This is a genomic window from Aquirufa lenticrescens (assembly GCF_019916085.1).
Lineage (GTDB): Bacteria > Bacteroidota > Bacteroidia > Cytophagales > Spirosomataceae > Aquirufa > Aquirufa lenticrescens.
In genome coordinates this window covers 1,256,652-1,269,362 of sequence record NZ_CP049834.1, presented here as the reverse complement: position 1 = coordinate 1,269,362, position 12,711 = coordinate 1,256,652, and the positions used below count along the sequence as shown (strand labels likewise).

The 12,711-nt window shown below is 41.8% G+C and carries 17 protein-coding genes; 7 read left to right on the top strand and 10 right to left on the bottom strand.

The window, feature by feature from the left end:
* The gene (locus G9X62_RS05690; RefSeq protein ID WP_223129784.1) at positions 1-1,197 is read right to left on the bottom strand and encodes an FAD-dependent monooxygenase; all 1,197 of its coding nucleotides are present in this window, start codon (positions 1,195-1,197) and stop codon (positions 1-3) included.
* Position 1,198: 1 nt separating this feature from the next.
* On the bottom strand, positions 1,199-1,390 hold the full coding sequence (locus G9X62_RS05685; RefSeq protein ID WP_223129783.1) for a hypothetical protein: 192 nt from the start codon (positions 1,388-1,390) through the stop codon (positions 1,199-1,201).
* Positions 1,391-1,449: 59 nt separating this feature from the next.
* On the opposite strand from G9X62_RS05685, the gene G9X62_RS05680 reads away from it, so the two are divergent.
* The 3 genes from G9X62_RS05680 to G9X62_RS05670 are packed head-to-tail and all read left to right on the top strand — an operon-like array spanning position 1,450 to position 4,482.
* Positions 1,450-2,361 carry a hypothetical protein gene (locus G9X62_RS05680; RefSeq protein ID WP_223129782.1) on the top strand — a complete coding sequence of 304 codons (912 nt, stop codon included), beginning with the start codon at positions 1,450-1,452 and terminating at the stop codon, positions 2,359-2,361.
* Positions 2,362-2,374: 13 nt separating this feature from the next.
* Entirely contained in the window at positions 2,375-4,063 is a 1,689-nt protein-coding gene (locus tag G9X62_RS05675) for a GMC oxidoreductase (RefSeq protein WP_223129781.1), read from the top strand.
* A 2-nt stretch (positions 4,064-4,065) separates the two neighbouring features.
* Positions 4,066-4,482, top strand: coding sequence for a VOC family protein (locus tag G9X62_RS05670; protein WP_223129780.1), 417 nt, complete (start codon positions 4,066-4,068; stop codon positions 4,480-4,482).
* Between the two features lie 7 nt (positions 4,483-4,489).
* Here the strand turns inward: G9X62_RS05670 and G9X62_RS05665 are convergent, their stop codons facing one another.
* From G9X62_RS05665 to G9X62_RS05635, 7 genes are all read right to left on the bottom strand, one after another.
* On the bottom strand, positions 4,490-4,927 hold the full coding sequence (locus tag G9X62_RS05665) for a DinB family protein (RefSeq protein ID WP_223129779.1): 438 nt from the start codon (positions 4,925-4,927) through the stop codon (positions 4,490-4,492).
* 9 nt (positions 4,928-4,936) lie between these two features.
* Positions 4,937-5,590: a hypothetical protein gene (locus tag G9X62_RS05660; protein WP_223129778.1), complete on the bottom strand. Its 654-nt coding sequence runs from the start codon at positions 5,588-5,590 to the stop codon at positions 4,937-4,939.
* Positions 5,591-5,594: 4 nt separating this feature from the next.
* The gene (locus tag G9X62_RS05655) at positions 5,595-5,975 is read right to left on the bottom strand and encodes a helix-turn-helix domain-containing protein (RefSeq protein WP_223129777.1); all 381 of its coding nucleotides are present in this window, start codon (positions 5,973-5,975) and stop codon (positions 5,595-5,597) included.
* Between the two features lie 46 nt (positions 5,976-6,021).
* Entirely contained in the window at positions 6,022-6,387 is a 366-nt protein-coding gene (locus G9X62_RS05650; protein WP_223129776.1) for a hypothetical protein, read from the bottom strand.
* 114 nt (positions 6,388-6,501) lie between these two features.
* Positions 6,502-6,789, bottom strand: a complete 288-nt coding sequence (locus G9X62_RS05645) for a GldL-related protein (protein WP_223129775.1) — start codon at positions 6,787-6,789, stop codon at positions 6,502-6,504.
* A 70-nt stretch (positions 6,790-6,859) separates the two neighbouring features.
* On the bottom strand, positions 6,860-7,189 hold the full coding sequence (locus tag G9X62_RS05640) for a HepT-like ribonuclease domain-containing protein (protein WP_223129774.1): 330 nt from the start codon (positions 7,187-7,189) through the stop codon (positions 6,860-6,862).
* The gene (locus G9X62_RS05635) at positions 7,176-7,490 is read right to left on the bottom strand and encodes a nucleotidyltransferase family protein (RefSeq protein WP_223129773.1); all 315 of its coding nucleotides are present in this window, start codon (positions 7,488-7,490) and stop codon (positions 7,176-7,178) included. Before G9X62_RS05635 ends, G9X62_RS05640 begins: the two co-directional genes overlap by 14 nt.
* A gap of 141 nt (positions 7,491-7,631) precedes the next feature.
* Here G9X62_RS05635 and G9X62_RS05630 point away from each other — a divergent pair, with 141 nt between their 5' ends.
* Together G9X62_RS05630 and G9X62_RS05625 are read left to right on the top strand one after the other, a co-directional pair.
* Positions 7,632-8,543, top strand: a complete 912-nt coding sequence (locus G9X62_RS05630; RefSeq protein ID WP_223129772.1) for an alpha/beta hydrolase — start codon at positions 7,632-7,634, stop codon at positions 8,541-8,543.
* 9 nt (positions 8,544-8,552) lie between these two features.
* Positions 8,553-9,059 carry a cupin gene (locus tag G9X62_RS05625; RefSeq protein ID WP_223129771.1) on the top strand — a complete coding sequence of 169 codons (507 nt, stop codon included), beginning with the start codon at positions 8,553-8,555 and terminating at the stop codon, positions 9,057-9,059.
* Positions 9,060-9,087: 28 nt separating this feature from the next.
* Here G9X62_RS05625 and G9X62_RS05620 read toward each other — a convergent pair whose 3' ends face one another.
* A complete protein-coding gene (locus G9X62_RS05620; protein WP_223129770.1) occupies positions 9,088-9,819 on the bottom strand; it encodes a hypothetical protein in 732 nt (243 codons plus the stop codon).
* 167 nt (positions 9,820-9,986) lie between these two features.
* Between G9X62_RS05620 and G9X62_RS05615 the strand changes: the two genes are divergently transcribed.
* Together G9X62_RS05615 and G9X62_RS05610 are read left to right on the top strand one after the other, a co-directional pair.
* Entirely contained in the window at positions 9,987-11,636 is a 1,650-nt protein-coding gene (locus G9X62_RS05615; protein ID WP_223129769.1) for a sulfatase family protein, read from the top strand.
* A complete protein-coding gene (locus G9X62_RS05610; RefSeq protein ID WP_223129768.1) occupies positions 11,633-12,700 on the top strand; it encodes a formylglycine-generating enzyme family protein in 1,068 nt (355 codons plus the stop codon). Before G9X62_RS05615 ends, G9X62_RS05610 begins: the two co-directional genes overlap by 4 nt.
* Positions 12,701-12,711 lie beyond the last annotated feature (11 nt).

Genomic DNA, 12,711 nt, shown 5'->3' with positions numbered 1-12,711 from the left:
CTATTTCCCATACTCCTCCAACTCAATCGTATCGTCCGTCGAGGACTTATTCTTATCGGAAAATAGCTGCCCAATTTTTTTCACGAACTTACTCGAAATCAAGTTGAGAATCGTGTTCAAGAAGAATATTCCGAGCTTCGTTTTAGGGTGAGCTAGCCTAGGAACACCCGGAGGAAGTTTTTGGATTTCCGTCACATAAGGCCTGAACGCTTTGTCGTAAGCGGCAAAGGCATCGCTATGATCGTCATGGCGAGATAATTCCCCCGCTAATATATACGCACCCACCACCGACAAACTAACGCCCATTCCAGTTAATGGGGAGGGACAAAAGGCAGCGTCGCCAGTCATGGCACAACGGCCTTCGGACCAACGGGGTGCGAAAACCTGGCTGATGGCGTCAAAATAAACGTCCGCATTGTTATCTAATTCCGCTAATGCCCGTTTAGCTTCCCAACCAGCATCCGCAAATTTTTCCTGCAACAAGGCTTTTTGCTCCTCTTGTGACAGTTTTTCGTAACCCTTAGGTTCCGACATAAACGAAAAAGACGCACGTATGGTGCCTTCGTTGTCAGGGCGCATGAATATCACGCGGGCGTCAGTCGCATTATACCAGCGAGCCCATCGACTATCAGTAGCTGTTCTGGGAATCGTAAAATAGGAAACATAAAGTCCCACCGGTTTTACGACAGGCTCATCGCCAAAAATCAAACTCCGCGTCCGCGAACGAATCCCATCCGCACAAATAACTAAATCAAAATCACGGATTTCACCGTTTTGAAAAGTGACTTTTACCCCATCTTGATGTTCATCGAGCGCGATAATTTGATTGCCAAAAAGATACTCGACATTTTCCTTCGTATGCTCGTATAAAATCATCACTAAGTCCCCACGAAGAATTTCTAATTCACTCGTTCCCAAATTGGATTCGCCTTTCGGTAAAGCGGCCTTGGTGACATTATTTTTATCAACAAATAAAACCCCTAATTCCCCCGTATCCGCTGCTCGAATCTCCTCTTCGATGCCCATCCATTGGGCAATTTTTTGGGCGGCTCCCTTGATGTCGACGTTTTGCCCCCCTAAACGTAATGATTCCGCACGCTCTACAATCGTGACGTCAAAACCATATCGGTGTAACCAAAAAGCGAGGGTTGGGCCAGCGATGCTTGCGCCTGAGATGAGTATTTTTTTTGCCTTCATATTAATACGATAAATAACCAGATCTTAAAACATCATCCGGATTGATTCCTAATTGTTCAAAAAGACTTTGGCAATGTGCCTGAAGTTCAACGAATGAAAACTCCTCCGTATAATCCTTCGCCTCCACCTCAATAAAGTTTTCACCTGACGGTAAAAGGTCGAGATGAATAGTAACATCTTTGTAATTTAACATGTAGGTAAATTATCAGAATTTTATCTAATTTACTTCTTAATCAAATAAAACCTGTGCCTATGAAATCTACCTTACTGACTATTTGCTTGGTGATAAACATCGCCGTTCAAGGCCAAATGTTAAACGACAGCCCTTTCGATGCTAGCGTCGCGCATCCAAAATACTCAAAAGGCAAAGGCCCTAAGGTTTTATTCGACAGAGGCCATTACAATTTTATCGTGGATTTGGGTTTGGCAAAACCATTGATAGATGTAGCAACGGCTGACGGATATCAGGTGAGCGTAGATTCGATGAAATTTACGAAAGCCTATTTGTCAAAATATAAAATGCTGGTCATCTTTCCTGCAATGCCTTTTACATTTGGTTCGAAAAATCAAGTAACAGATGAAATCACCTTTACTCCTGACGAATTAAGTGCATTACAAGAATGGGTTTCAAATGGCGGCTCTTTACTCATGTTCGACGAGCATGCCCCCATTGATAAATCGGTGACTCCTCTTTTTAATAAATTTGGAATACAATTGTCCATTGGAATTGTGTCAGATTCACTTAACTATGAGACCAAAATTGAGATGTCAAGCAAAGAAACCATGCTTAAATTTACACGAAGCAATGGACTATTAAACTCGGATCACCCTATCACACAAGGCGAACAAGCAGGTGAACAAATTAACAACATCATGAGCTATGGCGGAGGTGGATTAACAGGCAAAAGCTATACTACTCTTTTCAAGCTTTCGCCATCTGCCACTATTAAAAAATACAGTGGTAGTGCTCCCTCAGGCACGGCGGAATCACAAGGATTGGCTGGTAATTATGGCAAAGGAAAAGTCGTAGCATTAGGCGATTGCAACGGATTTACAGCAATGTACGTCATGATGAAATCAAAAAAGTTTTCAGCTGGTATGCAGGTCGCAGAGTATGACTGGAAGCAGTTTGCCCTGAATACATTCCACTGGTTATCAAAATAATTTTTACCGAATAATGTCAAAACGCACCTTTGATGCCATCGTCATCGGTTCCGGAATTAGCGGTGGATGGTCTGCCAAAGAACTGACGGAGAAAGGCCTAAAAACCCTGCTTTTAGACCGCGGCAGAGATGTAAAACACGTAGTCGATTATCCCACCACGATGCTGAATCCCTGGGAATTTCCACACGGAGGACAAGCGACTTTAGAGCAGAAAAAGGAATACAAAACCGCAAGTAAAAATTTTATTTTCACTGAAGCTACGGCTCATTTTTTGACCAAGGACGGAGAACAACCTTACATCCAAGACAAGCCCTACGATTGGATTCAGGCTTATCACGTGGGCGGTCGTTCGCTCTTGTGGGGTCGACATACCCAGCGCTGGAGTGATTTTGATTTTACCGGTCCGGAGCGCGATGGCTTTGCGGTCGACTGGCCTATTCGCTATAAAGACCTTGCGCCGTGGTATAGTCACGTGGAGAAATTTGTGGGGATTTCTGGAAATAAAGATGGCCTGGAAACCTTGCCGGATGGCGACTTTATAAAGCCCTATGAGTTGAGTTGTGTGGAGAAACATTTTGGCCAAAAAGTGAGCCAAAAATACCCCGACCGACACGTCATCATCGCACGTACAGCCAACTTAAGTCAAGCCGATAAAATCCACCAGTCCGTGGGACGCAGCCAATGCCAACACCGCAACCTCTGTGAGCGTGGCTGTCCATATGGGGGCTATTTCAGCAGTAATTCCGCAACTTTACCGGCAGCGTATCAGACGGGAAATTTAACAATGAAAACCCATTCCGTTGCACATTCGATTATCTATGATGAAAAGAAAAAGAAGGCGATTGGGGTGAGGGTTATAAATGCACTTACGGACGAAATGGAAGAGTATTTTGCTTCGATCATTTTTGTGAATGCTTCGCCTTTGGCCACTAACTTAATCCTCTTAAATTCCACTTCATCGCGCTTCCCTACTGGCCTAGGAAATGACTCAGGCATCTTAGGAACGCACATGGCCTTCCACAGTTACCGCGGCAGAATCACGGCAGAATACGATGGGGATTTAGACAAAACGACTTCCGGGAAACGGCCCACATCAGGCTACATTCCGCGCTTCAGAAATGTATACAAACAGGAAACAGATTTCCTTCGAGGCTATGCGAGCAATTTAAGCGCCTCACGTATAGTGGAAAACACAAACGATTTAGTAGGAGAGTCCTTAAAGAATTCCTTATTTGCCCCAAAACTAGGCAATTGGCACATCAATGTGGGTATGATGGGAGAGACGATTCCCAAGGCCCATTCAACCGTTCGATTAGACTCAGAACTGAAAGACAAATACGGCATTCCACAGCTCCGCATTTCGATCGGATACGACGAAAACGATGAGAAAATGCTCAAAGATTTTCACCAGCAATTCACCGAAATGTACGAGGCCGCCGGCTTCCATAACATTAAGCCTATCGACACGAAACGCTTACCCGGAAACGAGAACCACGAAATGGGCGGCGTCCGGATGGGAAGAGATCCAAAGACCTCAATGTTAAACGCCTTCAACCAACTACATCATTGCAAGAATGTCTTTGTCACTGATGGCTCTTGCATGACCTCAACCTCTACCCAAAATCCTTCATTGACCTACATGGCATTAACCGCAAGAGCGGTGGATTACGCTTTAAAAGAAAAGAAGAAATTAAATTTATAAGTATGGCAACTATTATCCCTCACATCCACTTCAACGGAAACACGGAAGAAGCGTTTGAATTTTACCGCTCAGTTTTAGGCGGATCATTTTCGCGTCTCATGCGATTTAAAGAATTGAACAATCCTGAATTCTCGTTCCCGGAAGAAGAGCAGAACAAGATCATGTTGATCCGTTTGCCAATCAATGGTGGAGGTTATTTATCAGGTAGCGATGTACCTAATTTTATGGGGGTGGTGAGCGAGGAAGAGAATCGAAGTAAGATTGTTATTGCTGTCTCGACAAAAGAAGAAGCGGAGACTATATTCAATGGTTTATCAGCTGGAGGCACTGTTGAAATGCCCTTAGATGAGGGGCCTTGGGGCACTATTTTAGGGACTTTCCGGGATAAGTTTGGGGTGGAGTGGATGGTGGAGTGTTAGACTTATCCTAAGCCCTTTTAAGTGTCAAGCCTATTTGGCCTGCATGATAAGAATTATGGTATAAAATATGCGCAAATAAGCGTGCCTTAGAAACAGTTCCGAAAAAAGGCGTATCTACTGTTTCATTCCAACCTCCATCAGACGTATTTTCAATCAATTGTTCCAACATCAAAAAGCCTTTTTCCATTAGGGTTTTTGTTTCACCACAATTGTTGCCTTGGCCTTCATCCTGTTGACCCATCGTAGTATTTGCAACATCACTAGGCATGCCGAAAAAATAACCAAACATGAGCATTGTTTCAGCTATGTGACGATAAATAAAACCTATAGAAGATGCACCTGCGCTTAATCGCAATGACACATTTTTGTCATTAATTTCATTGAAAGCAAAACTGCAACTTAGCTGATTTTGCGCTAATAGGTCTTTGAAAATTTGCTTTTCCATAGTAGGCGATTAATCCGTTAAATGATTTTTAAGTGCTTCAAATTTCCCTTTCTGAGCCACTAGTGCTGCCCCCTGAATACTCGCTTTTTTAGCATCCCACATAGCGGGTATGGAAACTTTGCCTCGCGAAAGAGAATACATCCAAAATAAATCGATGAAATTAATAAAGAGATTTGCTCGATAAAAGGTAGACGCCTTTTCGATTTGGAACCCGAGTTTTAGTAAGGTTCTATCGTTGAAAAAATACGATGTTCCCACGATTGTAACAGATTCCGAAACCTGCTTGTTTTCGATTAAAGAGATGAGCTGTAATAAGCCTTCCAAATGATAAGCGAGCAGCCTATTTCTTAATTCAATTCCCGGCTTATAATTTCTAAAAACAAACAAATAATCAAAGCCGGTCCCGCTATGTAAATCGATCTGTTTCTCGTTCGCCATATAGCCTAACAGCATGGGCGAATAATAGGTATATCCACCCGTTAGCTTAAAAATAGGCGTATACAAAAATTGGCTGATGGGAACGTATAAAATGAACGCTGCGTAAAATACTGGTTGTTCCGAACCCTTTTCGATGATCAAAACCGCTAGAAAAAAACCAGCCAAAAGGAATAGAATGGATTCGATCCAGACTAAGGCTTTTGGCTGTTTATAAAAATCATTCATTCAACTATTTATTATTCCAGCCATCGATAAAGCCGGCTTTAATTTGATCGTAATTGGAAATAAAAGAAACAATTAAGATTACCCAAAGAATTAACTTCCAATTGTTCTTTACTAATGTTTTTAAGTCTGTGATAAATTGATTCATATCCGTGATTTTAATGGTGAAATTAAACTCGTAGGGTTTAGTGTCAGCCGCTGTGGAGTATTCGGACAAATCTGTTTTCAAAGCCTCGCCTATCACCTTCAATGAATGAAGACTAGGTTTCACTTCTTTATTCTCGATTCGTTGAATTGTTCTGAGCGTTAAGCCGGTTTGTTCAGAAAGTTCTTTTTGAGAATAATTCAAACTTGTTCTAATCTCTTTAACTCTGGCACCAAATTCCATTTGCAAATATGATCGTTACTTTTTTCTAATTATTGGCATCGGTGCGTCATTTAGACGACATTTGAGTGTTCGCGATGGAACTTAACTTAATAAGGACTTCGGATTCCGAATCTTTTAGCACAAGAAAAGGTTTCACACCTGTTGCTTTTATATCATTTCCTTTCATCGCAAAAGCTTCTTGTTTATAATCTGCGATGAAAATTTCGGTACGAGCAGGTAAGGAATACGTCTTGGTTTCGGCCGGATTTAGATTACTAACGCGGGTTTGTATTTTACCATCTGGAGTATAAATAATTAACGAGAGATGATACACATCTTTGTAATCATTGGAGAAATTGATGTTAATATTATCCTGGGCTTTTGCAGAAAATGCCATTAAGAAAAGACTAAGGATAAAGGCTACTTTTTTCATAATTGATTAACTAAAAAATAGATTTGATTACATCTCTAAAAATCAAGAATAGATAGACTATAACGCCCACGATAATTTGGTTTCGGTACTTAGTAAAGAATTGCTTCATATGAATTATACTATCCGTTTACGCCCCATTACTACATAAAGTATTCCTGCTATGGCGCCTAAAAATCCCATAAAAATAAAGGCAATCGTCCACATCACTTTTTCATTCGTATTGATTCTCACAGATCCCCAAACTTCCGATAAAGCAGAAACAATAAAAACCCCATTGGCCACCATACCAATGATTAATAAGATATCAGCACCTGGAAGATGCATAATCTTCATTAACGCGCCCACAAGCTCAAAAACTAAGCTAATAACAAAGCTCCATTTAACTACGATTCCGAGGTTCATCTAATTAAGACCGATTAATAGGTTAAAGTAAAGGATTTGCCTCCACAAAACAAAAGTAAGAGCTTTAAAGCTAAACCAGTTGTCGCAAGAAATAATCTAAGTCCTGAATTTTGGTTTCGATAATATCCCAGACAATATCATAATCAATGCCGAAATAATCATGTATCAATTTGTCACGAGTGCCGGCAAGTTTTTTCCACTCTATATGGTTATTGATTGACTTAAATTCGTCATCCAATTTTTTAGCAGCTTCTCCTATAATTTCTAGGCTTCTAACTACTGCACGACAAAGCACTTCGTCGTTTACAACGTCCGCTTTAGACTTATTATTCGTATGCTGTAAGATGAAAGATGTTTCAACAAGAATATGTTGAACCAATTCGATATTAGAGGCTAACATTTTGAACCTCATTTAGAATATGAGGTCCAATAAACTTACTTAATGATTGAGTGGTAACTATCTCCACTTTTCTGCCAAAAATCCCCTCTAAAAAGAAGGACAGATCCATAAAATTGTCAAAGCTCTTTTTAGCTGGGTCAAAATCAACTAATAAATCCACATCACTCGATTCCTTAATTTTCCCTTTGCTAAACGATCCAAAAATGCCTAGGCTAGTCACTCCAAATAACTTTATCATCTCTCTGTTTTTAGAAAGTGCATTCAAAAGCTCTTTTTTAGTATGGATTTTTACCTGGTTCATTGCTCCAGCAAATTAGACATTAAAACCCTAGCTAACAACATTGTCTTGCCATTTATCAAACTCTTGATTTTGAACCCCTTAATCCATGATAATAAAACCAAATGAAATTATTTATCTTGTCAATCTAAACCTCGTAAAACTATGAAAAAGCTATTTATTGCCATTCTAACCTGTTTGGCTTTCAACACCATCGCACAAGATGGAACGATTTATCCGCTAGATGCGCCTAAAGAACCTAATGCGATTCCATTAAATACTGGTTCCGTGAAGGACCAGCCGGCAGCTGAAACGTGGTTTCGCCAGTGGGGCGATCCGATGGCGCGGAATATTTCCCAAGCTACCTTAACGCCTTTCTTCCCTGAAAAGGGCAAGGCAAATGGAGCTGCTGTTATTGTGGCGCCGGGTGGGGGATACCGTTGGCTTTCGATGGGAAATGAGGGCTGGGAAGTGGCTGAGGCTTTGGCCAAAAAAGGAATTACCGCTTTCGTTCTAAAATACCGCTTATTCCCAACCCCTGAAAAGTTAGATGACTTTACGGCTTGGATGAATCGTCCACGTCCGGCACCACAAAAGACAGACAGCACAGCAAAGAATACGAATCCAATGGCTCAAATGGATCTGTCGAATCAATTAACTGACGCAGAAGCGGCCTATGCGATGATCATCAAAAACGCCGCAGCTTGGGGTGTAGATACACAACGAATTGGTATGATTGGATTTTCTGCTGGAGCTGGTTTAACGATGCACGCAACGCTTAATTCGAAAACGATGAAACTTGCCTTTATTGGACCGATTTATGGTGGAATGGGTCCAGTGAAAGTGCCAGCCAACGCACCACCGATGTTTAACGCGATTGCCTCCGATGACTTCTTATTTAATTCCCAATTTGGAGTGATTGAATCGTGGTTCAAAGCGGGTAGACCGGTGGAGTTTCACTTATACCAAAACGGCGGCCACGGCTTTGGTTTAGGTAATCCGAATAGAACGAGCAATAAATGGTTTGATGCGTTTATCCATTGGTTGGATGTGAATAAGTTCCTGGTGGCGAAATAGGTTCAGTGAATGATGAACAAACAAGATATTATCACCTACTTTTTCGAGAATGACGGAGATATTCCGAACAACATTCTCCCCGTGATAATTTATAAAAATGCCCTTGAGCACGTTGCTCGCAAGGACCTGGAAGTATTATTTTGCCAAAACGGATGGGGAAATAACTGGCATGATATCATATTAACCGAAGACCATTTTCATAGCAATACGCATGAAGTTTTGGGACTAAAAAGTGGACACGCGCGCTTAAAGCTAGGTGGAGAAAAGGGAGAAATTGTTACCGTGGAAAAGGGGGACGTAATCATCTTGCCCGCAGGTATTGGGCATATTTCAGTAGATAATTCTCTGGAATATCAATTTGTAGGAGGCTATCCGAATGGCGCAGATTGGAACCTGAAGTTTAGTTTGAAAAAGGAAGAAAGTTCATCTGTTTTGGCAGAAATCGCTAGTATTCCACTTCCAGATAAAGATTCTGTGTTTGGAGATAATGGGCCAGTATTTGAGTATTGGAAATGACAATTACCCTAATTTTATTAGTATAAAATTAGTTTATTGTCAAAGGTAATCCTGCAAACCAAGTGACAAATTCACGCCAGAATGGAAAATACACGATCTCGGATATGACCATTCCATGAGCAATCACATAAAGGGCTAAGACCAATGGAAACACCCAGCGAGCGCTGGCTTGTTTTCGCTCGAGATAAATCAAATAAATGAATACCGCGTAAACGGTTAGTATAGTTGCCACATAAGCCATCATTGGATCACTAATCACTCTTAACGTAAAGCGAATAAATGCGGGTTCTATGAATGCCAAACCCGTCACAATCATTCCCCTGGCGTGTAACTGATAGTCCTTTACATACTTTAACGCGATAAAAAAGGCAACAGCCAAAATCACTAAATCCTTAACCGAATTGAACGTCCCCACTAAATGGTCGTCCGTTAATTGCCCCTGATGTGGCAAACGAGAATGAGTCAATAAAATGATAGATATAAAGATGAAGGGAATAAGAAAATAACTTACTTTCCCCAGCAAGCGATGGATATCTAAGTGCTTTTTCCGGATTAAAATGGGCTGAAGAATAAGTAAGCTCATCCAAAGAATGAGCACGCCAGCATGAAAGTGAAAATAGAAGGAAAAATCCGCTGTGCCGTTGAAAAATTTGGCAAAATACGAAGGCCAAAAACCCAGTAATACGAGAAAGACCAATCCGAAAAAGTAATACCCTGATAGATCGAAACGTAATTTAGCTGCCTTGTTCTTTAAGCTCATAATTTAAATTTAAGTATAAGGTAAAGAAGTAGTAAGATTAACCGCTAAAATCTGTTCCCAAAAGGGAAAAGGGAACAAAAAAGAATTGCTGAAATTAGATTTAAATCGGTAGCCTTGGGGGTCTTTCCTGTTTATTTATCTAATTTGCCAATATTAAACCTATTTACATGAAACATATTTTAATTGGATTGCTCATGTGCGCGAGCTTTTCACAAATTTTAGCGCAAGCCAATAAGCGTCCGAACATCATCTTCATCATGTCGGACGACCATGCTTATCAGGCCATTTCGGCATATGACCAACGCTTAATTTCGACTCCTAACATAGACCGCATTGCAAAAAATGGTATCCTGTTTACGAATGCCAGCGTGACCAATTCCATCTGTGCGCCCAGTCGGGCCACGATCCTAACCGGTAAGCATTCACACCTAAATGGTAAGGTCGACAATCACTTTAAATTCGATACAACGAACATTACCTTCCCGCAGATTTTACAGGCAAACGGATACCAAACGGCGATGTTTGGGAAACTACATTTTGGAAATAGCCCAAAGGGCTTTGATCAGTTCAAAATCTTACCTGACCAAGGCAATTATTATAATCCCGATTTCATCACAAAAAACGAGGGGAATATTAAAGTCAATGGCTATGTAACAGATATAATTACCGACATGACTTTGGACTGGTTGAAGCAGGAGCGAACTCCTGAAAAACCTTTCCTATTGATGTATTTACACAAGGCTCCACATCGTTCCTGGTTAATGGCAGAACGCCATTTGGATGAAATGACGCAGAAAACGTACCCGGAACCCAAGACGCTTTTTGATGATTATTCCGGTAGGACATCCCCCGCCAAAGAAGCAGAAATGAATATCCTAAACAGTATGAGTTGGGCCGGGGATAACAAAATTTATCCCGCTACGATGGACTCATTGAAAATCCCAGAAATCGGTTTTGATAAGCGTCGTTTCGCTGCTGAAATGGGCCGATTAACCCCAAGCCAAAAAGCGAATTTTGACCGCGTTTACAATCGTATTAATGCGGAATTCATCAAGGCCTACCCGAACATGACGGAGCAAGATAAAATGCGCTGGAAATTTCAACGCTACATGCAAGATTATCTAGGAACTTTACGATCAGTAGATGAGAACGTAGGCCGTTTATTGGATTATTTGGAAGCGAATAACTTGATGGAAAATACAATTATTGTGTATACTTCCGACCAAGGATTTTACTTAGGCGAGCACGGTTGGTTCGATAAGCGCTTCATCTATGATGAATCCTTCAAGACTCCGCTGATGGTGTCGTGGCCAAGCCAAATTAAAGCCGGTCAAAAATCAGATGCTTTAGTTCAAAACCTCGATTTTGCCCAAACCTTTTTGGATGCAGCAGACATTCCAGCGCCTAAAGATATGCAAGGCCAAAGTCTAATCCCTCTGATGACGGGTAAATCTTGGAAGCGCGATGCAGTATATTACCACTATTATGAATACCCAGCAGAACACATGGTGAATCGACATTATGCCATCGTGACTAAGAAATATAAGTTAATTCATTACTATTTTTCTACGGATGCTTGGGAGCTTATTGACCGCGAGAAGGACCCTTTGGAATTAAAGAATGTCTACAATGATCCGGCGTATGCTTCGATTCGAAAGACTTTGCATAAGCAATTAGACGCATTACGACTGAAATACAAGGACAATAGCACCATTAGCAACGGCTACATAGATCGCTTTTTGAATGATGCAGCAGAAGGAAAGGTATTCGGTGTGCCGAAACAAAAGGCGGCGGAGATGAAAGCCAAAAGAAAATGAGTCGGTATTCTATTTCCCTTTATTTATTAGTCATCACACTGTCTGTTTTCAGTCAGACCCCAATCCCTATATGCCACGTTTCCACACCCAATCGGCTGAAGCAAATTAAATCGATTAATCACAAACCTACGTTGAAATCCCAGGCTGGCATGAAGCGCATTCCGGGAGGTATATTTTCTATGGGCTCACACGATACGCAGGGTCGTGCAGACGAATACCCGTTACACCAAGTGCGTATTAAGGCATTTTGGATGGATGAAACAGAGGTAACCAATGCGGCGTTTGCAGCATTTGTTAAATCAACGGGCTACATAACCACAGCTGAAAAGACGATTGATTGGACGGAGTTGTCTAAGCAAGCTCCGAAGGGAACGCCTAAACCGGCAGATTCGCTTTTGGCGCCCAGTTCTTTGGTATTTGTTCCTACAACAGGTCCGGTCGATTTAAGCGACTATTCCCAATGGTGGGCGTTTAAACGAGGGGCCGACTGGCGACACCCCACAGGTCCTGGGTCAACGATTCATGGACTAGAAAATCATCCCGTCGTTCATGTTTCATGGGATGATGCCGCCGCCTATGCCCGTTGGGCTGGCAAAAGATTACCCACAGAAGCAGAATGGGAATGGGCCAGCCGTGGGGGATTAAAAAATAAGATTTACCCCTGGGGGGACGTGTCGGTGAATTCCGCCCCGTATAAAGCGAATAGTTTCCAGGGGCATTTCCCCTATGAGGATCAAGCATTAGACGGGTATAAAACGACCACTGCTCCGGTTAAATCTTTCCCTGCAAATGGCTATGGATTATATGATACCGCTGGAAATGTATGGGAATGGTGCGCGGATTGGTACCGTGCCGATTATTACAAAAAAAGTCCGAGTCTAAACCCACGTGGCCCTTCCACGAGTGATGATCCGGATGAACCCGGTGTTGCCAAACGCGTCATGCGAGGCGGTTCTTTTTTATGCAACGATGGGTATTGTTCTAGTTACCGGTGCTCCGCACGGATGAAGTCAAGCCCAGACTCAGGCTTGCAGCATACCGGTTTTCGTTGTGTGATGGATTAATGTAATTAATA